The 21297-nt window shown below is 58.9% G+C and carries 17 protein-coding genes; 3 read left to right on the top strand and 14 right to left on the bottom strand.

What is annotated here, in order from left to right; translation table 11 throughout:
• Nucleotides 1-95 precede the first annotated feature (95 nt).
• Nucleotides 96-1169: a mechanosensitive ion channel family protein gene (locus tag AAGD24_RS02360; RefSeq protein WP_041334436.1), complete on the top strand. Its 1074-nt coding sequence runs from the start codon at nucleotides 96-98 to the stop codon at nucleotides 1167-1169.
• A 3-nt stretch (nucleotides 1170-1172) separates the two neighbouring features.
• Here AAGD24_RS02360 and AAGD24_RS02355 read toward each other — a convergent pair whose 3' ends face one another.
• Nucleotides 1173-2060 (bottom strand): chemotaxis protein, encoded by an 888-nt coding sequence (locus AAGD24_RS02355; protein WP_041334433.1) that lies wholly within the window; start codon nucleotides 2058-2060, stop codon nucleotides 1173-1175.
• 173 nt (nucleotides 2061-2233) lie between these two features.
• Between AAGD24_RS02355 and AAGD24_RS02350 the strand changes: the two genes are divergently transcribed.
• Together AAGD24_RS02350 and AAGD24_RS02345 are read left to right on the top strand one after the other, a co-directional pair.
• Entirely contained in the window at nucleotides 2234-2653 is a 420-nt protein-coding gene (locus tag AAGD24_RS02350) for a DUF4864 domain-containing protein (RefSeq protein WP_041334429.1), read from the top strand.
• A gap of 103 nt (nucleotides 2654-2756) precedes the next feature.
• Complete coding sequence (locus AAGD24_RS02345; protein ID WP_041334426.1) at nucleotides 2757-3761, top strand: AraC family transcriptional regulator; 1005 nt, start codon at nucleotides 2757-2759, stop codon at nucleotides 3759-3761.
• A 15-nt stretch (nucleotides 3762-3776) separates the two neighbouring features.
• Here AAGD24_RS02345 and AAGD24_RS02340 read toward each other — a convergent pair whose 3' ends face one another.
• From AAGD24_RS02340 to AAGD24_RS02280, 13 genes are all read right to left on the bottom strand, one after another.
• Complete coding sequence (locus AAGD24_RS02340) at nucleotides 3777-4958, bottom strand: thiolase family protein (protein WP_379866395.1); 1182 nt, start codon at nucleotides 4956-4958, stop codon at nucleotides 3777-3779.
• A gap of 16 nt (nucleotides 4959-4974) precedes the next feature.
• Entirely contained in the window at nucleotides 4975-6126 is a 1152-nt protein-coding gene (locus AAGD24_RS02335) for an acyl-CoA dehydrogenase family protein (protein ID WP_036202699.1), read from the bottom strand.
• Between the two features lie 158 nt (nucleotides 6127-6284).
• The gene (locus AAGD24_RS02330; RefSeq protein ID WP_126810713.1) at nucleotides 6285-7913 is read right to left on the bottom strand and encodes an acyl-CoA synthetase; all 1629 of its coding nucleotides are present in this window, start codon (nucleotides 7911-7913) and stop codon (nucleotides 6285-6287) included.
• A 54-nt stretch (nucleotides 7914-7967) separates the two neighbouring features.
• Nucleotides 7968-9353: a phosphomannomutase/phosphoglucomutase gene (locus AAGD24_RS02325; protein WP_041334423.1), complete on the bottom strand. Its 1386-nt coding sequence runs from the start codon at nucleotides 9351-9353 to the stop codon at nucleotides 7968-7970.
• Nucleotides 9354-9437: 84 nt separating this feature from the next.
• On the bottom strand, nucleotides 9438-10901 hold the full coding sequence (locus AAGD24_RS02320) for a mannose-1-phosphate guanylyltransferase/mannose-6-phosphate isomerase (protein ID WP_379866392.1): 1464 nt from the start codon (nucleotides 10899-10901) through the stop codon (nucleotides 9438-9440).
• A gap of 81 nt (nucleotides 10902-10982) precedes the next feature.
• A complete protein-coding gene (locus AAGD24_RS02315) occupies nucleotides 10983-12167 on the bottom strand; it encodes an alginate lyase family protein (RefSeq protein ID WP_157665625.1) in 1185 nt (394 codons plus the stop codon).
• 33 nt (nucleotides 12168-12200) lie between these two features.
• Nucleotides 12201-13625 (bottom strand): alginate biosynthesis protein AlgX, encoded by a 1425-nt coding sequence (locus tag AAGD24_RS02310; protein WP_075195358.1) that lies wholly within the window; start codon nucleotides 13623-13625, stop codon nucleotides 12201-12203.
• Nucleotides 13622-14275, bottom strand: coding sequence for an alginate O-acetyltransferase AlgF (locus AAGD24_RS02305; RefSeq protein WP_041334419.1), 654 nt, complete (start codon nucleotides 14273-14275; stop codon nucleotides 13622-13624). The genes AAGD24_RS02310 and AAGD24_RS02305 overlap by 4 nt, the downstream gene beginning before the upstream one ends.
• A gap of 11 nt (nucleotides 14276-14286) precedes the next feature.
• Nucleotides 14287-15438, bottom strand: coding sequence for an alginate O-acetyltransferase (locus tag AAGD24_RS02300; protein WP_379866389.1), 1152 nt, complete (start codon nucleotides 15436-15438; stop codon nucleotides 14287-14289).
• 11 nt (nucleotides 15439-15449) lie between these two features.
• A complete protein-coding gene (locus AAGD24_RS02295; RefSeq protein ID WP_379866387.1) occupies nucleotides 15450-16868 on the bottom strand; it encodes an MBOAT family O-acyltransferase in 1419 nt (472 codons plus the stop codon).
• Nucleotide 16869: 1 nt separating this feature from the next.
• On the bottom strand, nucleotides 16870-18462 hold the full coding sequence (locus AAGD24_RS02290; RefSeq protein ID WP_379866385.1) for a right-handed parallel beta-helix repeat-containing protein: 1593 nt from the start codon (nucleotides 18460-18462) through the stop codon (nucleotides 16870-16872).
• Nucleotides 18463-18471: 9 nt separating this feature from the next.
• Nucleotides 18472-19911, bottom strand: coding sequence for an alginate export family protein (locus AAGD24_RS02285; protein ID WP_075195362.1), 1440 nt, complete (start codon nucleotides 19909-19911; stop codon nucleotides 18472-18474).
• Between the two features lie 5 nt (nucleotides 19912-19916).
• Nucleotides 19917-21293: a tetratricopeptide repeat protein gene (locus tag AAGD24_RS02280; protein WP_075195363.1), complete on the bottom strand. Its 1377-nt coding sequence runs from the start codon at nucleotides 21291-21293 to the stop codon at nucleotides 19917-19919.
• Nucleotides 21294-21297 lie beyond the last annotated feature (4 nt).

Genomic DNA, 21297 nt, shown 5'->3' with positions numbered 1-21297 from the left:
AGGAACGAAGCGCAACCATATCACGCCATTGAAAAGCAGTTTAAACTGACGACAACAACAGACTGGCCCACCCGCTGATTCAATGCCGATCGCCCATGACTGATTTTGAAACCCTGAACACGCTGAAGGCAGGCCTTGAAGCCTGGTGGCACCCGGGCGTTACCGTCCTGCTCTCAATGGCTATCACCTTTCTTGTGTACAAGGGGTTGCTGGCAACGGTTCAACGCTTAACCCGCAGCAAAACAGTTCCCCGCCTGTTCCTGGATGCCTCATCAACCGCTCTGGGCATTGCCATTACCCTGGTGGTGCTCAACGCCATCCTGGAAGCGGCGTCCCAGGACCTGCCTCTGATCAACCACTTCCGCCACGCCGCCACGCTGCTGCTGATTGTGGCCGTCACCTGGGCGCTGGTGCGCTGCACGTCAGCCATCGGCGACGTCATCGTCTCTCTGAATCCAGTCCTGGAAGGCCAGTGGAAACGCGCCCGCAAAGTGGAGACACAAACGCGCTTCCTGGTGAGGGTGCTGAACATTCTCATCGTCATCGTGGGCCTGGGCGCCGCGCTGGTCACGTTCGAGCCGGTTCGTCATCTTGGCAGCAGCCTGCTGGCATCTGCGGGCATTGGCGGCATTATTCTCGGCTTCGCCGCCAAACCGGTGTTGGGCAACCTGTTAGCGGGCATGCAGATCGCCCTCACCCAACCGTTCCGCATCGATGACGTGCTGCATGTACAGGGCGAATGGTGCTGGGTGGAGGAAGTCACCGCCACCTACGTGGTGCTGAGGGTCTGGGATTTGCGGCGGCTGGTAGTGCCGCTGCAATGGTTTATCGAAAACCCGTTCCAGAACTGGTCGAGAAACGACACCGAAATGATGGGAACGGTGTTCATCACCGTCGATTATTCCATGCCTATCGAACCACTACGAACCGAGTTTGAGAGGCTGCTGGAACAGGCGCCGGACTGGGACGGGAAGACCAAGATCGTGCAGGTGACCGAAGCCGGCGAGGCCAATATCGAGGTGCGCTTCCTGCTCAGTGCCAGGGACTCAAGCTCACTCTGGAATCTCCGCTGCGCCATCCGCGAGGGGTTGATCACCTTTATACAGGCGCAGTTTCCGGCGCATCTACCAAGGGTTCGTGCCAGGCTGGTGGAAACGCCCGACCAGTAACCCTCACCCCTGCTCTGCCCCGCGCAGCATGGCGTGCAGCAGCTCTTCGGCATCGAATTTGGTCAATGCCTCGTCTGCCCCCACCTGTTTGGCGTAACTCACGCTCATTTCACTGTTCAGGGAGGTATGCAGAATGATGTACGGCTGCTTCAGGGCGTTGCCGCTGTCCCTCACATTGAAGGTCAACTCGTAGCCGTCCAGGCCGGGCATTTCGATGTCGCTCACCAGGATGTTGATGGGTTTTCCATCGCGGTTGGCGTTCAGCATCAGGTCCAGTGCATCCTGCCCGTTGGTGGTGACAAAATAGCTCACATCCTTGCTGTCCAGGGCGTCCGAGAGCTGTTTGCGAGCCACCTGGGAGTCGTCCACCAGCAGGATATTCAGGCCTTTCAGAGTTTCCCGTTGAACGTCTGTCAGCGTGACTTCCCGGGGGTTTACGGACTCCGGGTACACCCGTGCCAGCAACAGTTCCACGTCCAGCAACTGCACGATCTGATCATCGATATTCACCAGGCCGGTAATGAAGGCACGGTCGCCAAGACTCTTCGGCGGGGGCATCACCTTCTTCCACTCGGTTTCCACGATTTTCCGCACACTGCGCACAAGGAACCCGATTTCCTGGCGCTGAACATCGGTCACAATGATCGAAGCGGTCTTGCGTTCTTCCACCGTCAACGGCTGGTAACCCACGGCAGCAGCCATGTCGATCACCGGCACGGCGGAGCCGCGAAAACTCATGGTACCGATCACCGCCGAATGGCTGTGCGGTAGCTTGGTCAGCGGAACAAAGGGCATGATTTCCCGGATTTTCAGGGTGCCCAGGCCGAATGGCCTCTGATTGGTCAGATAAAACAACAGCAGTTTCTGGGGGTGTTTGGTACCCTCGGCCATAACCTCAAACCTGTCAGGAGCTTTGGAAAAAGTATAACAGGCGAAAGATAACATGCCGCCCAAACCGACATTGTAAGATTTTGCAGCCCTTCGGAGGTCGCATCGGCTGCCAGTGAATCCAGCGCTTCCTCTCCCGCGTATCACCTATACTGTTGTCATCGGGAGGCTATTCGATGAAACGCGCCTTTGCACTAATATCGGTATTCCTGTTCTTCGCCGTCTTGGCCGTGGGTGGTCATGCCGACGACGACAATATCGATGACGCCATCCAGAACACGATCCTGTCGCAGATTGAAGCCTTCGCCAATGACGACAGGCAAGCTGCCTGGGACCATGCCTCGGAAGGCATCAAGCAGCAATCCGGCTCGATAGAGTCGTTCTACGATATGGTGAAGCTATCCTATGCGCCCGTCCACCGGGCCTCGTCCATTGAGTTCATGGAGCGCATACCCCACCCCGGTTTCCAGATTCAGGTGGTACGGTTGTTGGGGCCGGAGGGCAAACGCTGGATCGCCCACTACCATATGGTCAAGAATGGTGATGACTGGAAAATCGGCGGCGTCGGGCTCAAAGAGGGTCCAAGCTCTATATAATCGCTGACCGGCTAATGGTTTCTGACGCCTATGTCTTTCAGCTCTGTCCGTCCGTAAGATACAGTCCATGAACCTGATTGCCGGCAGAGCCTGAACACCACCTATGAAGAACCTGACCTTCTCCTCTCATTACGCCAGGGCCGTTCTTTATGGCCTGGAGAAGGCCGGTGGCTATTCCGACGAACTGCTTCGCAATAATGGCATCGACCCAGAGTTCATCCACTCGCCACGGGCACGGGTGCCCACGGAACAGTTTATCCGCCTGTTCCGGCTGGTGTGGGGCAAACTGGATGACGAGTTCATGGGCCGTACCACACAGCCCTGCCGCGTGGGGCACTTTCACCTGATGGGATCGTTGGTGGTACACAGCAGCAACCTGGAAGAGGTGATCCGCCAGAGCATTCGCTGCTACCGGCTGTTCTCCGATGACATGGTGATTGAGCTGGACACCCGCGGCGATGAAGTGGAGCTGAGCATCACCCACCGCCATCCGGAACTGGACCCGGACAACTTCCTGGTGGAATGGTTACTGATGGTGTGGCACCGATTAATCGGCTGGCTGATCGGACGCAAGATCGTACTCAGCCACGCCACCTTCCAGCATGATTTGCCCGGACACTTTGACGAGTACCGGTTTGTTTTCCCCTGCCAGTGTTTCTTTAACCGCGACCGCAACAGCCTGTTTTTCAGCCACAATTATCTGGACATGCCGGTGACGCGAACACCGGAGGAACTGGATGGTTTTATTGAGAAGTCGCCGCGCAACCTGCTGATCTGGACCGATGAGGACGACAGCCTGACAACCCAGGTTCGGCAGATTCTGGAAAACGTGGACGATGATCGCCTGCCCACGCTGGAACAGATCGCCGGGCAGCTGCATATGACCGCCTACACCCTGTCGCGCAAACTGAAGGCGGAGGGCAGTTCCTACCAGAAGATCAAGGACAACCTGCGGCGGGACCAGGCCGTGATTATGCTCACGCGGCAGAACCTGACGGTGTCGGAGATCTCATCACAGCTGGGATTTACCGAGCCCGGCGCTTTTTCCCGTGCCTTCAAGCACTGGACCGGGCTCAGCCCACTGGCCTACCGCAAGCAGGACCAGTAGTTCTTCTTTCTCCGCTTACAGCAGTTCGATCGCGACAGCGGTACCTTCCCCGCCCCCGATACACAGGGACGCCACACCGCGCTTGAGACCACGCTGCTTCAGGGCGTTGATCAGGGTGACCATGATCCGCGACCCTGAGGAGCCGATGGGGTGACCCAGGGCGCAGGCGCCGCCATGGACGTTGACCTTGTCGGCATCGAGCCCAAGCTCATTGATGGCGGCCAGGGTAACCACGGCAAACGCTTCGTTGATTTCGAACAGGTCGACGTCGTCGCGGTTCCAGCCGGCTTTCTTCAGTACCTTTTCGATGGCACCGATGGGCGCAAGGGTGAACTCGGCCGGCAGGCGGGCATGTGTCGCGTGGGCGACGATGCGGGCCTGGGGAGTGAGGCCGCGCTTTTCGGCTTCTTCGCGGGTGGCCAGTACCATCGCGGAGGCGCCGTCGCTGATGGAGCTGGCGTTGGCGGCGGTGACAGAGCCGTCTTTGGCAAAGGCCGGTTTGAGGTGGGGAATTTTCTCGGGTTTGGCTTTGCCGGGCTGTTCGTCGGTATCCACCACGGTGTCGCCGCCACGGCCGGAGATGGTCACGGGGGTGATTTCGTCGGAGAATCCGCCGTTCTTGATGGCCGACAGGGAGCGCTCGAGGGAGGCGATGGCGAAGTTGTCCATGGCCTCGCGGCTGATGTCGTATTTGTCGGCGGTGCGCTGGGCGAAAACGCCCATGAGGCCGCCTTCGTAGGCGTCTTCAAGGCCGTCGAGGAACATGGAATCCATGACCTGCCCGTGGCCCATGCGCATGCCGGCTCGGGCTTTTGGCAGCAGGTAAGGTGCCTGGCTCATATTTTCCATGCCGCCGGCGATCATGATGCTGTTGGTGCCGGCTTTGATCTGGTCGTGGGCCATGATGACGGCTTGCATGCCGGAGCCGCACATTTTGTTGACGGTGGTGCAGCCGCTGGAGTCGGGGATGCCGGAGGCGCGGGAGGCCTGGCGTGCGGGTGCCTGGCCGAGGCCACCTGGCAATACGCAGCCCATGATGACTTCCTGGATGTCGGCGGGTTGCAGGCCGCTTCTTTCGATGGCGGCCTTGATGGAGATGGCGCCGAGATCCGGGGAGCGCACGGAGCTGAGATCGCCCATCATGCCGCCCATGGGAGTTCTTGCTGATCCTGCGATGACTACATCGTTGCTATTCATGTCTTCAATCCTCTGATTAAGCCTTACCTAAAACCGACCGTGCGATGATTTCTTTCATCACTTCCGAAGTGCCGCCGTAAATTCTCTGCACTCTGGCGTCGATAAACGCTCTCGAAATCGGATACTCGCTGGTGTAACCGTAACCGCCGAACAACTGCAAACAACCGTCGGCTACCCGGCACTGCATTTCCGTGGCGCTGTACTTGGCCATGGAAGCTGTGGGCGCGTCGAGTTCGCCTTTTTCGTACAACGCAATGCACTCGTCGACAAAGGCGCGGTTAACGCGGCAGTCGGTTTCCATGCGGGCGATTTCGAAGCGGGTGTTTTGCAGTTGGGCCAGTTTCTGGCCGAACAGTTCCCGTTCCTGGGCGTAGTTGATGGTCAGGTCCAGTGCGCCGCGGGCGGCAGCAACACCCAACGCACCGATGACGAGGCGCTCGCGAGGGAGTTCGCGCATCAGGTACATGAAGCCCTGGCCTTCTTCACCCAGCAGCGCGGAGGCGGGGATGCGCATGTCGGAGAAGAAGAGTTCCGAGGTATCGCCGGAGTGCTGGCCGATTTTGTCGAGGTTGCGGCCTTTGCTGTAACCGGGCAACGAGGTGTCGACCAGGAACAGGCTGATGCCACGGGCACCGGCCTTGGGGTCGGTTTTGGCGGCAACGATGACCATGTCGGCGTGTTGGCCGTTGGTGATGAAGGTTTTGGAGCCGTTGAGGATGTAGTCGTCCCCGTCTTTCACCGCGCTGGTGCGGATGGCCTGGAGATCGCTGCCGGCGCCGGGTTCGGTCATGGCGATGGCACCCACGGCTTCGCCGGAGACCATTTTCGGCAACCAGTACTGGCGCTGTTCTTCGTTGCCGATATGGCTGAGGTACGGGGCGACGATGTCGGAGTGCACCATGACGTTGGTGGACAGGGCGCCGAAGCCCATGCGGGCCATTTCTTCGCCCACGACGACGGAGTACAGGAAGGGCGCACCGCAGCCGCCCCAGTCTTCGGGTACGTCCACGCACAGCATGCCGGCGTTGCCCAGGGTGTTCCAGAGTTCCCGGGGTACGATGCCGGAGTGTTCCCACTCTTCGTAGTGGGGCGTTACTTCGGTTTCCAGGGCCTTGATGACGGACTCCCGGAACATGTCGAGTTCTTCTTTATCAACAGCGCTGGTCATGGGTGTCTCCCGTCGGTGATTAGTGTGGCCTTGATTGGATAACGGTCAGTCTGTCGCAGTCACGGTCTGAGCGCCATGACATAACCGGGCAGGAAATTTGATAAAAAATAGCACCCCGGGACTGCATCGCTGGCAGCCCCGGGGTTTATAACGCGCGGTCAGAGGTTTTTGGCGTCGTCCCGCAGCACAAACTTCTGGATCTTGCCGGTGGAGGTTTTCGGCAGTTCGCTGAACACAATGGTCTTGGGCACTTTGAACTTCGCCAGTCGCTCCCGGCAGAAGGCGATGATGTCGTCTTCGCTGACGTCCCCGGCTTCGGGCTTGAGGGTGACGAAGGCGCAGGGTGTTTCGCCCCACTTTTCGTCCGGCCTTGCTACCACGGCGGCTTCGAGGATGTCGGGATGACGGTAGAGTATGTCCTCCACCTCAATGGTGGAGATGTTCTCGCCGCCGGAAATGATGATGTCTTTCAGGCGGTCCTTGATCTCCGCGTAGCCATCCTCATGCCAGACGGCCAGGTCCCCGGTGTGGAACCAGCCGCCGCGGAATGCCTCTTCGGTGGCTTTGGGGTTTTTCAGGTAACCCTTCATTACTGTGTTGCCGCGCAGGAAGATCTCGCCGATGGTGTTGCCGTCTTTCGGCACTGCTTCCATGGTTTCCGGGTCACCCACCATCATGCCGGCCAGGGTATGGTAGCGAACGCCCTGCCGGGCCTTGATTCTGGCCCGGTCTTCCACTGGCAGGTCGTCCCACTCGGACTTCCAGGCGCATACCGTGACCGGTCCGTACACCTCGGTAAGCCCGTAAACGTGGGTCACGCGAAAGCCCATGTTTTCGATGGCTTCGATGACTTTGGCCGGGGGTGCCGCGCCTGCGGTCATTGCCTGAACCGTATGGCTGAAGCTGGATTTTGCAGCGTCCGAAGCGCCCAGCAAGGTGTTCAGTACGATAGGCGCACCACACATGTGGCTGACTTTGTGTTCGCTGATCAGCTGCAGGATTTTCTCTGGTTCTACCTTACGCAGGCACACATGGGTGCCTGCAAAGGCGGTGATGGTCCAGGGGAAACACCAGCCATTGCAGTGGAACATCGGCAGTGTCCACAGGTACACCGGATGCATACCCATGGACCACACCGCCTGGTTGCCCATGGCGTTCTCATAGGCACCGCGATGGTGATACACCACGCCTTTCGGGTTACCAGTGGTGCCGGAGGTATAGCACAGCGAAATCGCATCCCATTCATTTTCCGGCATTTGCCAGTCAAAGGCCGGGTCGCCGCTGGCCACGAAAGCGTCGTAATCCAGATCGCTCACCTGGGTTCCGGCACCACTGAATTCGGGGTCGTTGACGTCAATCACCTGTGGCGGGTTGTCGAGCATGCCGACGGCTTCGTTGATGACGTCGCCAAACTCCCGGTCGGCAATCAGCACTTTTGCCTCGCCGTGCTCCAGCATGAAGGCGATGGCTTTGGCATCCAGGCGGGTGTTCAGGGCATTGAGTACTGCCCCCAACATGGGGATGCCAAAATGACACTCCAGCATGGGCGGAATGTTTGGAAGCATGGCAGCAACGGTGTCGCCCTTGCCGACACCTTTGTCAGCCAGCGCGGACGCCAGGCGGCGACAACGCTCGTAGGTCTGCTGCCAGTTGCGGCGTGTGGCACCATGAATCACCGCCGGGTATTCCGGGTACACGCTGGCCGTGCGGGCCAGGAAATCCAGCGGTGTCAGTGTGGCGTTATTGGCGTCGGTTGGCTCTAATCCCTTGTCGAAGATGGAGTTCATACTGGTCTCCTGGTGTTGTTATCCAACACCTGACTATAGGGCACAGCCGACGTTTCAGCGAGCCCCCGCAGCCGTTCGACGGGTATCCGGCTGATCCAGCCGCGCCATTTCCGCCAGCAGCTCCGAGGTCTTTTCCTTCATCAGGGCAATGTCCCCCCGGGACTCCACATTCAGCCGCACCAGCGGCTCCGTGTTCGACATCCGGAGATTGAACCGCCAGCGTTCAAACTCAACACTCAGGCCATCAACGTGTCCCACAGATACCGCATCGGCACCATAGATCTCCTCGATCACCGCAAGCAACCGGGCCGGATCATCCACCGTGCGGTTAATCTCCCCACTGGCGGGGAAAGCGTCAATGCGGGCGTCGATCAGCGACGATAACGGCTGCCCGGTCTGGCACAGGCGTTCGGCAACCAGCAGCCATGGAATCATGCCGCTGTCGCAGTAGGCGAAGTCCCGGAAGTAGTGGTGGGCACTCATTTCACCCCCATACAGGGCATCTTCCTCGCGCATGCGCTGTTTGATGAACGCGTGTCCGGTTTTGCTTTCGATAGGTGTTCCGCCAGCCTTTCGAACCAACTCCTGGGTGTTCCAGGTCAGCCGCGGGTCGTGAATGATCTTGCCGCCGTCTACCTTCTGCAGGAACTGGTCCGCCAACAGGCCCACGATGTAATAGCCTTCGATAAACCGGCCATTTTCGTCAAAGAAAAAACAGCGGTCGTAGTCGCCGTCCCAGGCGATCCCCATGTCGGCCCCTTCGCGCAGAACCGCCTCAGCCGTTACCGCCCGGTTTTCCTCCAGCAGGGGATTGGGAACCCCGTTCGGGAAGTGCCCGTCGGGTTCGTGATGCAGTTGTACGAAATCAAAGGGCAGCCATCGTGACAACGCGTCGATGACCGGGCCCGCACCGCCATTGCCCGCGTTAACCACCACCTTCAGAGGGCCAATCGTGGTGCCGTCGATGTATCCCAGCAAGTGATGGATATAGTCGGCCTCCACTGACAGGCTTTCCAGGCGCCCGGGAATGGCAGCATCCATAAACGGCTGGGAGACTCTGTCACGGATGGTGTTCAGGCCGTTATCCGAGCTGATGGGGCGCGATTCGCGGCCAACCAGCTTCATACCGTTGTGATCCTTGGGGTTATGGCTGGCCGTCACCATAATGCCGCCATCCATACTGTAATGACTGGTGGCAAAGTAGATCTGCTCGGTACCGCAAAGACCGATGTCATAGACATCTGCCCCCGCCGCCCTGAGCCCGATGGTCAACGCTTCTGCAATCTCCGGGCTGGATAACCGGATGTCATACCCCACCACAACCCGGCGGGCACTTGTCAGCTCCACGTAAGCACGCCCGATTCGCTCTGCCAGTTCAGGATTCAACTGGTCGGGAACCCGGCCGCGCAGGTCATAAGCCTTAAAACAGGACACGTCCATAGCTGTTTCTCCGTCTAACCTTCGATCAATGGCGCGGCCCACCCTGCTGCCCCTGGCGGTTTTGCAAAGCGGGCCGCGTTGGTCCTATACCTTTTCCGACATCACCGGAATCTGCTCTTCCTCCACGTCCGGGGTGGGCGCCGCGCGACCGTACCGGTCGTCCAGGCGTTCAATGTCATCCTCGCCAAGGTAGGCGCCGGACTGGACTTCAATCAGCTCCAGGGGAATGCGACCGGGATTGAACAGCCGGTGTACCGCGCCGATCGGTATGTAGGTGGACTGGTTCTCGGACAGCAGGAACGTTTCCTCGTCACGGGTCACTTCGGCAGTACCCTTGACGATGATCCAGTGCTCAGCCCGGTGATGGTGCTTCTGCAACGACAGCTTCTCGCCCGGCTTGACGCTTATGCGCTTCACCTGAAAACGGTTGCCCATGTCGATGCTGTCGTAGCTGCCCCACGGGCGATACACCTGCCTGTGCGTGCGGGTTTCCGAGCGCTGGTCACCGTTCAGCCGCTTCACCAGTTTCTTGACGTCCTGCACCTTGTCCTTGTGGGCAACCATCAACGCATCTTTGGTGTCGACCACCACCAGGTCTTTCACGCCCAACATGGCCACCAACTTATCTGAGGTGTGCACCAGGCAGTTGTTGCTGTCTTCCAGGCAGGCATCACCCAGGATGGCATTGGCGTTCTCGTCCTTGTCGGTCACATCCCAGATCGTGGACCAGGAGCCAACGTCGCTCCAGCCTGCATCCATGGGCACCAACAAGGCTTTCGATGTTTTCTCCATCACTGCGTAGTCAATGGAATCGTCCGGGCAATGCTCGAATATCTCGGCGGGAATACGGGTGAAATCCATGTCGCGCTCGAGGCTTCGGGCGGCCAGAAGACAGGTGTCGTAAATGTCCGGGCTGTGTTTCTTCAGCTCCGCCAGGTAGCTGTCGGCCCGGAACATGAACATGCCGCTGTTCCAGTAGTAACCACCGGCAGACAGCAGCGCGGCGGCTTTTTCGGCGTCCGGCTTCTCGATAAAGCGGGACACCGGCCGGGCAGCGCCAGGCGCCTCTCCGGACTGGCCAGCAGCGATATAGCCGTAGCCAGTCTCCGGCCGGGTTGGCGTAATACCAAACAGCACCAACCCTCCGGACCTGGCGGCTTCCTGTCCCTGGGTAACAGCCCGCTGGAACGCCTCGACATTTTCAATGGCATGATCCGCGGGCAACACCAGCATGATGGCTTTGGGATCTTTTCGCGCCACTTCGATAGCGGCCATCGCGACCGCCGGGGCGGTGTTGCGGCCAAACGGCTCCAGCAGTATCGACAACGGTTGACGGCCTATGGCCTCCAACTGCTCTTTGACAATAAAGCGGTGCTCATCGTTGGCCACCACAACCGGCGACTCGGCGTCGTCGACCGGCAGCCGGCACAGAGTTTCCTGCAACATACTTTGTTCCCCCACCAATGGGAGGAACTGCTTGGGATAGGCCTGGCGCGAGAGGGGCCAAAGCCGTGAACCGTTACCACCTGAGAGTATGACTGGAATCATCGTTCTGCTCCTTTGCTCTACAAAGACGTACCACAGGGACGTCCGTTGGCGTATTAATCTGGACCCTTGAACCAGGGCCCGTTAGAACCGTTTACTTAGGGTGATGTTGCTGGGTGGATCCGGCTGCGCGCCCTCGGGCCACAGCGGGTTAATGCCGTACAGATAGGAAATATCGCCACCCAGACGGGTGGATTTCATCGGCCGAAGTTCATCCAGAAAGGCGGGCATTCCCTCAACAGGTCCCCAGGCGGCCTGCCAGGGTTCCATCCAGGCCAGGGACCAGGCCTTATAAAGCCCGTCGACAATCTGCTCGTCTCCGGTGATGTCTTCAATTCGTTCCGGATCATCCAGCCCCGCGACGACATTTCCGGCCATTTTCGTAAACTGATCCTGGTAACGCTCATAAACAGAGTTGCCATTGACCTCGGCAAACAGCGCGATCATGGTCAGGGGCTGCATGGCGTAGTTCATGTATTCCAAGGCCCGGGTTTCCCGGCTGAGTTCCTTGGGCAGGTAACCGTCCTCATTGATCTGCCCCATGGCTTCATCGAACTTGGCCAGCGACCAGTTCCAGTCGTCGCAGTCCTGGGTTGCCACCGATGCCGACATCACGGCCCAGGCGGCCCAGTAATCATGGTTGTTGACCTTCTTGGCTTTTCGATCCGTGTAGTAATCACGGACCCCATCACTCAAGCGCAGAAACCAGTCTTCAATTCGGCGCGCCCGCTCCAGATCCATGGCGGCCTCCGGCGCCGACGTCCACATCCTGAGATAGGCGTTCGCAGCGGCTGCCAGTGCCCATTTGCGTACCGCCTGACCGACGTGATTGATGTCATCCGTCAACAGGGCATCCGATGATGCCCACGCGTCGAGATTGTCCAATACGCAATCCAGCGCTTCGGGGCCATCGCCATCAACCTGGTAGTCATCGGCGGCAGCGATAACAGCCTTCTCGAAATCACGCACGTTGCTGGTGGCCTTCTTGTACTCTTCATAGGCCTGCTTGTTCAGATTGTTGCGAGCGCTGTCACTGCCCTTGTACTTACTGGTCAGCGACAGCGAGCCGACGTGCGGCTCCACCCGCTCGCAGTCGTAGTCACCGCCATCCTTGTCTTCCGGCGTCTGGTAATAGCCCACCGGAGCACGCAGTTGTCCGTTCAGGCACTGCCCGGCGTGAACGCTGCTCACACCAAAGACGGCGGTTATCGCCGCAGACAGCAGCACCCGGCCCCATTGTCGATGTTCAGAGCGTTGTTGGATTCGCATAACCATCCTCTCTATGCGTTGGATGAATGTGCGTCAGATGTCCTGACGGCGACAGATTTTCGTGGTTACCGTTAAGCCTTCCGAGACCTGCTCCGGTTTCAGCGCGAGGTCCAGCGACATGAACATTTCATCGTTCCAGTTCGGCCCTTCCGGGAGCTCGAAGACAAACCGGCCAGGGGTTTCAACCCGATCGCCGTACTCCATATCCACGCGGTCCTTGCGCCCGAACACGTACCAGATGAAGGCATCAACCTCTTTCACCCCCGGGTCACTGAACTGCAGGTCGACGACGTACTCGTTGCTCGGCATTTCGATGAACTGTCCACCGCCGTTGTAGAGCACTTCGGTGGTCCCGGCCTTGACCGGCGTGGTTTTCTGCAACACCGGCTCCTGGCTCTCACAGGCACCACTGATCATCGGTGTGACCTGCCGATAGAACTCCGCACTGTCGAGGTTGTGGTAACCGGGCACCTCCCAGATCATGATCTTGGGTGGCGACTCCCGGAAGTTGTCGGAAAGCAGGTATTCGAACATGGAGCCGTCGTAGCTACCGCCGGCAACCGCCACGTTGAGCACCTCGACACCCAGAAACTCCTGCAGCGCCCCGACAAAGTTGTAGTCCTGGGCACCCTTACTGTTACTGGTGCCCACCAGGGTGATGGGGGGCAAGTCCTGGTCGCCAAACAGGGCGCTGGCTTCAGCGGATTGGCCGGTACCGGAGGACTCGGTGCGAAACTCGTCCACGTACTGCGAGCCGTACTCGAAACCGCATATCCGTTTAACCGCGTCCTGAAGCGACCCGTCCTTTCGGATCAACCCGGACCGACGAGTCACGAATTCCTGCTGCGACAGCGACTGATAGGCCGGCATGTCCTTGATTCGCTCCGCCACGACCTCTGCGGTCCGCCGGGCACCATAAGGTGTCCAGTGGTGATCCCGCTTAAAGAAGAAGGCGTCTTCACGTGTCTCTTCGTCCAGAAGGGGCGTCAGGTCTGGAACCACCAGCCCTGCCTGGCGAAAACGCATCAACGCGTCAGCGTAATTTTTACGGGCCACGTTCCAGCTGAACGGCACCGGCGATGTCGCGGGCAGATGATTGGGATGAACCAGGCCTTTTGTCGGCTGGAACACCATCACCAATTCGGTACCGGTGGTTTGCTTCAGGTGCCTGGCAAAGCGCTTCAGGTGTTTCAGGCCTTCCAGGTTCGGCCCGAACTGCTCAACCAGTTCCGCTTCCGAACGGAACAGCCAGCCGTCTTTGCCCTGAACCAGCATCTTGAAGTTCTTCAGATAACCGGTGTCGTAGCTGGATGGGTATGCCGTGAGTGGGCACAGGTCACAACAGCGTTCGATGTTGTACTCGGGCAGTTCGGCGGCGCTGGCCTTTACACCCGCGACGCTGAGCAGCCCGAGCGCAACCAGCGCCCATAATCCACGGCCTCTGAACACCTGCTTCATACCGATGTATCCACTCGGTTTTCAGCGACAACCAGCCTCGGCTCGCCACCAACGTCGATGGCAAATACGCTGAATACCTTGCCGCGCTGCAGATTGACTTCACTGGTGGTTGCCAGCGCCTTGTTGCTTTGGAAAGCGCCCAGCGCAATGCTGACGGCGTTGATTTCGCGATTGGCCACATCAAGGGAGCCCACTGCATCAATCACGGCTACCTTGCCGTCGGACGTTTTCAGAGTGACCCCGCTATTGCTGGTCAGGTTGTAGAATGAAAGCAGTGCCTTGCGAGGGTTGTCGAAGGCGACATCCTTCATCACTTTCATCTCACCGGAATCCAGTACAACCACGGTGTAGAACTCGTTCTTTTTCATGTTGACGGACGTCTTCTGACCGGCAACGTCCACCTGATAGTTACCCTCAGAGAGGTAAATGTAGGGGCTCGCCTCCAACGGCGATACTTCCTTGATCACCTTGTCGCCCACAGAGGCGCGAGCGATGGCGCCGCTGGCATCCGCGTTCACCACGCGAATGAAGGCCGCCCCGTCCGGCGCCTCCGCGGCATAAAGCGCGTCCTCGCCGGCCTGGGCCATGTTCATGGAGACCAGCAAACTGCTGATCAGGGCAAAAAAAGCGGTATGCATCAGTGCTCTCATTTTCATCATCCTCAGGGGTTGGTTTCAGAACGGCTATCCGCTTGCGCGGTCAGCGTGTTATCAGCCCGGCGGAACCAAGCCTGGGCCTGTTCGGACTCCAGTGGCTGTGCCAGGTAACGCTCGGGAAATTCCCAGATCACCAATTGCGGCGGTTGATCCCGGAAATCGGAAGAGTTCAGGTAATCGATCATTGGTACGATAGGGCCGTCGCCTTCTTCGGCCACGTTGATCAGGTCCTGCCCCAGGTGCTTTCGCAAGGCGCCGGGGAAATCCCACTGTTCATTGGCGCTGTAACTTGTGCCAACCAGAACGGTGTTAGTGACGTCATCGCCAAACAGGGCGCTGGCGTTCGCCTGGCCGTCGTTCTGGGCGCGCGTCGTTCTCGGTTCCAGTTGGTCAGGTGCAGGACCGAAGTCGGTAAACGCTGGCTCCACTGGAATGTAATTGAGCAGGTCACCACGGTGCTGGACCGGTTGGCCAATGGATGTCACAAAGCTCTGCTCGCCCCAGGACAGGCCATTGAAGCGATCGCGGATGAACTCGGCAGCGCCTTTCGCGTAGAGGTTTGCGCCGTTCGGCGACCAGTGGGTGTCAGTTCTCAGGAACACCGATTCTCCATGACGTGTCGCCTGCTCCAACAACGGTTTCAGCTCCGGCGCGGGAATGCCCGCTGTCGCCAGTGACTGCTGGAACCGGTCGTACAGTGACATCATCGTCGGTTCGGGCTTCGTACTGCCCAGCATGTCCGAATGGATTCGGGCCTTGGCGGGCACCACCAGCACAACCAGCGGAACGCCCTCGGCCAACAGATAGTCGGCGACGCGCTGTACACGACTCAGGTTGCGATCGACCACCTCGCCGTCACGGCTGGCCGGGTAGATTTCCTCATCGGTAAACAGCCACTCGTCTTGTCCCACGACAACGCCTTTCCGGCCCTCGTCAAAGAGCGTGTAGTTGATCGCGGCCCAGAGATTGGTTCCCAGATCCTTCGCCGGGAATTGATCGTCGTAATGGCTCTCCAGGTTGCGGGCCAACTCACCGTTGACCGGGCTCAGCCCCGTTTCAGCCTGATAGCCCAGCAAGGGCCGCAAGGACAGCACACCCAGCCCCAGAACCAGCGCGATGAAGAGAACAGCTGTGATTCGTGCAGACGTTTTAGTCATCAAATCCACCCTCAGAACTGGAAGTACAGGAACGGTGAGAAACTCTCAGCGGACAGTTTCAACACGGCGAGCGCAAACACCGGAACCAGCAACGGCGCAGCGGCGGACCGCCAGCCGGACAGGATGGGGCCAACCTCACGATGCCCGAGCCGATCCTTCAGCCCCATCATCGCGATCACTCCGAAAGCCACGACCAGGATCGCCAGGTTCAGGTCCCGGATGCCCTGGACAAAGACATCACTCAGGCCGGCACCGTCGAAGCTGAACATGGCACCGTAGAAGCCGAAGGCCTCGGTGAGCGTGCTGGCCCTGAAGGTGACCCAACCGAGCATCACGAACAGGAAGGTCAGCGCCCACCGGAAGAACCGGAACCCGGACGGGCTGCCCGACACACCCAGCGCCCTTTCCACCGACAACAACAGACCGTGCCAGGCACCCCACAACAGGAACGTCCAGTTGGCGCCGTGCCAGAGGCCGCCGAGCAACATGGTGAGTAGCAGGTTGCGATAAGTTTTGACGGTACTGTTGCGGTTGCCGCCCAGGGGGATGTACAGGTAATCCCGCAGCCAGGTGGACAGGCTGATGTGCCAACGACGCCAGAACTCGGTAATGCTCTGGCTGATGTAGGGCTGGTTGAAGTTCTCGTTAAACCGGAAGCCCATCATCAGACCCAGGCCGATGGCCATATCGGAGTAGCCGGAAAAGTCGAAATACAACTGCGCGGTGTACGCCAGGATGCCCAGCCAGGCATCCGCCGTACTGGGGTCAGACAACGCAAAGGCACTGTCCGCCAGCGGTGCTATCGAATCCGCAATGAAGACTTTCTTGATGAAGCCCTGCATGAACCTGAACGCGCCCTCACCGAACTTTTCCATGGTATGGGTGCGGTAGGTGAACTGATCCGCCAGGTCCTTGTAACGCAGCACCGGCCCGGCAATAAGCTGGGGGAACAACGCAATGAAAGCCGCGAAATCAATAAACCGCCGGGTCGGTTCCGTATCCCCTCGATAGACATCCACCACGTAGGAAATGGCCTGGAAGATGTAGAAGGAAATGCCGATGGGCAGGATGATATTCGCCAGTTCCAGCGGCTGACTGCCGGCGCTGACCAGCAGGTCGTTCAGGCTGTCGACACCAAAGTTGGCGTACTTGAAGTAGCCGAGCGTCGCCAGGTCACCACCAACACCGATGGCAACCCACTTGCGGGCACTCGCGGTGCCAACACCGGCGCGGTGTATTGCCAGGCCGATGAAATAGTTCCAGAAGGTCACGGCCACGAACAGCAACAGGAAATCCACCCGCCACCAGGCATAGAAGGCGTAGCTGCCGATCAGGATAACCAGTGAGCGGTGCCTGAACGGTGTCAGGTAATACAGCCCCAGGAAGGCGGGCAGGAACAGAAACAGGAAGATATTGGATGAAAAAACCATGTCAGTTCTCCGCCTGCGTAACCTGGCCCGACACCACAGCCGTGGGCTCTATGAATACTGCACGCCCCTGGTTCCGTAGTGCGTCAAAAATCTGCATCTGGTATTTGCCAAGCACACCCTCGAAGTGGATCCCCACGTCTGACCTGGGGAATCGCATTCCAACGTCATAAATTGCGATGTAAGCAGGGTTGTCGGTCGACAGGGGGCCGCTGGCGTTGGAGGCTAGTTCGCCGCCCACCACGTTCATCGACACCTCGTAGGAGTAGAAGTCTTCTTTGAAATTACGGTCGGTGGCGGACAGGTCTTTCAACTGACCATAAATACCCCAGGTGCCGTTGAGCACCGCAACGTTGTGGTAGACATTCACATTGCTGCTGTTTCTGACCCGGATGCCATTGCGCAGATTGTTCATCAACCGGTTGCCCCAGAGCAGGTTGTCCGGCGACTCGTAGAGCCCGATACCGTCACCCTGGTTGTCATAGGAAACGTTATTGGCCACCACGTTGTTGGAGCTCTGACGATCCAGAACGATGCCGGATAGTCCGTTGTCGTAGCTACGGTTTCCAACAATCCAGCTGTTATTTACCTCGCGGGAGATGATGATGCCGTGCTTCTCACGGGTGCCATAAACCTCGTTGTTGGCAATCAGCAGTCGGCTGGAGTAGTCATGGGGGTCGATGCCATACACGATGTTGTCTCGGTAGACGTTATCGACGATGGCAACGTCTTCCGCCTCATAGCAGTAAAACCCGTAGTAGAGATCCTCGAAGGTGGATTCCACCAGCCAGGCATGGGGCGCGCTGCGCTGCAGACGGGCGTTGTCGTACTCAGAGTACTGGGCCACGGTAAACCCATAGGATTTACTCTGGAGATAACCCAGATTTGCCATGGTGGTGCCGAGAATAAAATTCTCGCTACCGCCCCAGCCCACATAGAACGGACGGAAGTTGCTTTTCTTCTGGAACGTGGCCGGGCCATTGGCCTCCTCGCGCCACCCAATAATCTTGCTGTCAATGGCAAACAGCCAGCCGTCGTTGGCAATAAACGAACCACGCTCCTCCGAAAGCCGCAGAGTCTCATCGCGCAGAACCAGGGTGGCCTCTTGTTTGACCGCCAGCGGCAAACGAATGATGTAAGTACCATCGCCGACCTGTTCCATGTAGCGACGATCATTCACCTGCCGATAGACATCCTCCAGCGTCACCTTCCCGCTGTTAACCATAATCGCCTGAGGATGTGAAAACTGACGGATCACCCACTCGCGCGCCCGCCCTTCGTCCACGAAATCCCCCAGTGCACTGACCCCGCCCATACGTTCCACCGTTACATTCGGTGCGGAATCCTGCCGACCGGCAAGCTTTGACTCGATGGCGTCACGGCTATAGCCGGATACATCAGGGATCTCAGGCTCAGGCAAATACAGCTCCTCGCCAGACTTTATCTCGATGTCATAGTCTTCCTCCAAGGGCGCAATCGCCGGCGGCGCATTTACCACATTGCCATCGTCGGCGCTGGCTGCAGCCAACGCATTCAGCGGCAATATGAGCACCGTGGTAAGAAGGCAAAAAGCCCATCGGGTTTCCAGGATTTTCATGAGTTCTCCTCAGAACCGCTTCGACACGTCTACAACTACCCGATGCCTGGCGTCATCTGCGTCCTCGCCGTAGGCATCCCCTGGCATGAAAACGCCACCACGCAAACGGACATCAAACGCCGCCCAGGAGGTTGAAGCGCTATCGCCGTAGTAGCCCAATACCAGATCCACAGATTGGCCCAGGTCATCACTGCTGCCGGTAAAGCCTGGCTCGACCAGGTCGGAACGCACGGCGCCGTTCTCATCACTCAGCCAGTAACGGTGGTACAGCAGGTTGGCGTCCCAGGTATCGCGGTCAGACAATGCGGTGTAGAAGGTCAAGACCCGGATATTGCTCCACTCCGGTTGAATGGCTTCACCAAACCGCGGCACCTGGGAGCGGGTTCCCGTAAACCTTGAGCGGTTGCTTTCCAGGCTGGTTTGCTGAAAGGCATCACTTTCGCCAGGCTCACCACCACCGGACGCAACGGCACCGTGAGCGCCGACAACCCAGCGGGGCGTATCCAGCAATTGGGCACGCGCGCCCAGGTCTGCCGCCCAACCGGAGACATCGCGTTCACGATCGCTGAAGCCATTGGGCGCACTGGGGTCTGTGCCGACCACAGTGTCCGTACCATTCACTGCCGCAACCGACGCGAAATACTGGAACGTATCGTGGGAGTGCCAATCGAAATAGCTCCGATCCGCCTGGAGGGCCGTCCAGGTCAGCGAGTCCGTGAAACCTTCATCCAGCGTCTGGCCTCGCAATGCGTATTCTTCAGCCTGATCTCCGTAGCCCTGGCCATGGGTCACCAGGAAGCCCAGGTAGTGACCTTTCCGCCACTGCCAGCGTGTATGGGCAAAAAATCGAGCAATGTCCTGCTCTTCGTCCTGAAGTTCGTTGTTGTCAGTCCGCAACTCGGCGAACTTCTGGGCGACACCCACGGTGGTGTCCAGCAGCGACGTGTTGAAGATCCATCGCGTGAGGGTAATATCGTCGTCCCACCACATACCGCTGTTTTCCTTCAGACGCTCACGGCCAAAGCGAATCGACTCCCCGGGATAGTCGCTCAGGCCGTTGTAATCCAGCCAAGCCTCCCTGAGCGCAAGAAAGCCGTCGGTGGTGGTCGTGCCGCCAATTTCGTCGCTAACATCCACCTGACCGGTTGCGCCAAACGCCTGCAGACGCAGTTTTGAGCGCCAGTGAGGTGACAATTGCCAGACCCACTCGGGCTTGATGTCGAGGCCGGCTTCGTTGGATTTGGTCTCGCCATTGGAGCCCAGTCCAAGGCGCCGGTCGCCTTCGCTGATAAAACTGAGCTTGGACTTTATGTTCTGTTCAACCAGCCGCGGATAACTCTGGTTCGCCTCGTCTGTAGACTGCGCTACGGCGGGCGCTACGCCGAGTGATGCCAGGCAACTGACAGAGAGTGCGAGGCGAGTTAATCGATAGTTCGTTATAAGCTGCATTGAGCTTATCCTCCTTGTTTTGTGGTCGTTGCCGGGCCTGAAGTGCCTCCGGCGATCATCTGTCGCCGCGCGGCACGTTCCTGCCTGTACAGGGCCTCAGCTCTCTTTTCGGTGTGTTCGGGTAGCGACAGAACCATATCCACCATCAGTTCTTTGGCACGCTCAACGCCGCCCTCCACTGCCAGCAACGCGAAACTCCAGGCATAAACACGGTTCACCTCGATGCCTTTTGCTTCCCAGTAAAGCTCGGCAAGGGCGTAATCCGCCTTTGGAAAGCCTCGGCGTGCCGCCGTCAGAAGATGCTGCTTGGCCTTTTCGGGATCTGGCTCCCCGAGATAGCCACGCTTGTAGATGCGCCCGAGCAGGTATTCCGCCGAGGGGTATTTTTCACGCGCTTCCATGGCGTACTCGATCGCCTTCTTCGGATCGGTCGGCACAATGCGGCCTCGCTCATAGGCCCGGGCCAGTGACAGCGACGCCTTCAGGTCACCGTTGGCTCGCGCCTCCCGAAGCATCTCGATAACGACCTCCGGTTCAGCGAGGTAGTTGTTCTCCATGATCAACTTGGCGCGCGCCGTCAGGGCGGGCACGTAGTCGGGCGTCAACATCTGGTAGAGTTCGTTGGTGGCAGCCACCTGTTTTTGCGGGGTTTCGTCGTCCGACAACCACCGCGCGAACAGGTACAGATCGCGATCTTCAATACTGCCCTGCTCCCAGGCCTGCTTGGCCCGGTCAACAAGTGCCTTCAGATCCTCACTCCGGCCATCAACCAGATACACTCTGGCGAGCAGTTGGAAGCATTCGGGCTGGGCCTCGGCAATGGGCGCGCACAGGCCTTCAATCTCGTCCGTATGATTCTCGAACTGGCCGGTCAGAAGGTAGTAACGGGCCAGCGCCACGTCGCCTTTCGGATCTCCGGCGGCGCGGGCCTGCTGAATCAGCTCAAGCGGTTTGCCGTTGGGGAACTCCCGGGGGAAATGGATGTACAGGTTGATCAACGGGATCAACGCCGTCTTATCACCTTCCGCAAGCGCTTTGCGCAGGTAACGGGCGCCATTGGCCCGCTGCTCCGGGGTTTCCCCTTCCCGCGCATTCATCTTGCCTATCCGGATAGCAGCTCGTTCACTACCCTGCTCCGCGGCCTTCCTGTACCAATCCAGCGCCTTCTGGCGTGCTTCCGGTGTGTCCTGCGCACCATAAAGATCCCCCAGCTCCACCTGGGCGTCCGCCAGGCCAAACTTCGCCAGCTTTTCCAACTGCGCCCGGGCCTCCTGAACGTCACCTTCGGCAGCAGCCTTCTCAGCCCGCTGAATGTCGGGCAGGTTGCCACAACCAGACAGCACCAGAGTGAACAGACCGGCAATGCACGCTACTCGCTTCATGCTC

Origin of the sequence: Marinobacter sp. M5B (assembly GCF_042604615.1) — a bacterium.
Classification (GTDB): Bacteria; Pseudomonadota; Gammaproteobacteria; order Pseudomonadales; family Oleiphilaceae; genus Marinobacter; species Marinobacter salarius.
Note: the sequence above shows the minus strand (reverse complement) of the source record. Positions and strands in the feature narration are given on the sequence as shown.

What these genes read in the sequence shown, in the direction of transcription:
- AAGD24_RS02360 (WP_041334436.1), top strand. Translation starts at nt 96, where the DNA reads ATGACTGATTTTGAAACCCTGAACACGCTGAAGGCAGGCCTTGAAGCC.
- AAGD24_RS02355 (WP_041334433.1), bottom strand. Translation starts at nt 2,060, where the DNA reads ATGGCCGAGGGTACCAAACACCCCCAGAAACTGCTGTTGTTTTATCTG.
- AAGD24_RS02350 (WP_041334429.1), top strand. Translation starts at nt 2,234, where the DNA reads ATGAAACGCGCCTTTGCACTAATATCGGTATTCCTGTTCTTCGCCGTC.
- AAGD24_RS02345 (WP_041334426.1), top strand. Translation starts at nt 2,757, where the DNA reads ATGAAGAACCTGACCTTCTCCTCTCATTACGCCAGGGCCGTTCTTTAT.
- AAGD24_RS02340 (WP_379866395.1), bottom strand. Translation starts at nt 4,958, where the DNA reads ATGAATAGCAACGATGTAGTCATCGCAGGATCAGCAAGAACTCCCATG.
- AAGD24_RS02335 (WP_036202699.1), bottom strand. Translation starts at nt 6,126, where the DNA reads ATGACCAGCGCTGTTGATAAAGAAGAACTCGACATGTTCCGGGAGTCC.
- AAGD24_RS02330 (WP_126810713.1), bottom strand. Translation starts at nt 7,913, where the DNA reads ATGAACTCCATCTTCGACAAGGGATTAGAGCCAACCGACGCCAATAAC.
- AAGD24_RS02325 (WP_041334423.1), bottom strand. Translation starts at nt 9,353, where the DNA reads ATGGACGTGTCCTGTTTTAAGGCTTATGACCTGCGCGGCCGGGTTCCC.
- AAGD24_RS02320 (WP_379866392.1), bottom strand. Translation starts at nt 10,901, where the DNA reads ATGATTCCAGTCATACTCTCAGGTGGTAACGGTTCACGGCTTTGGCCC.
- AAGD24_RS02315 (WP_157665625.1), bottom strand. Translation starts at nt 12,167, where the DNA reads ATGCGAATCCAACAACGCTCTGAACATCGACAATGGGGCCGGGTGCTG.
- AAGD24_RS02310 (WP_075195358.1), bottom strand. Translation starts at nt 13,625, where the DNA reads ATGAAGCAGGTGTTCAGAGGCCGTGGATTATGGGCGCTGGTTGCGCTC.
- AAGD24_RS02305 (WP_041334419.1), bottom strand. Translation starts at nt 14,275, where the DNA reads ATGAGAGCACTGATGCATACCGCTTTTTTTGCCCTGATCAGCAGTTTG.
- AAGD24_RS02300 (WP_379866389.1), bottom strand. Translation starts at nt 15,438, where the DNA reads ATGACTAAAACGTCTGCACGAATCACAGCTGTTCTCTTCATCGCGCTG.
- AAGD24_RS02295 (WP_379866387.1), bottom strand. Translation starts at nt 16,868, where the DNA reads ATGGTTTTTTCATCCAATATCTTCCTGTTTCTGTTCCTGCCCGCCTTC.
- AAGD24_RS02290 (WP_379866385.1), bottom strand. Translation starts at nt 18,462, where the DNA reads ATGAAAATCCTGGAAACCCGATGGGCTTTTTGCCTTCTTACCACGGTG.
- AAGD24_RS02285 (WP_075195362.1), bottom strand. Translation starts at nt 19,911, where the DNA reads ATGCAGCTTATAACGAACTATCGATTAACTCGCCTCGCACTCTCTGTC.
- AAGD24_RS02280 (WP_075195363.1), bottom strand. Translation starts at nt 21,293, where the DNA reads ATGAAGCGAGTAGCGTGCATTGCCGGTCTGTTCACTCTGGTGCTGTCT.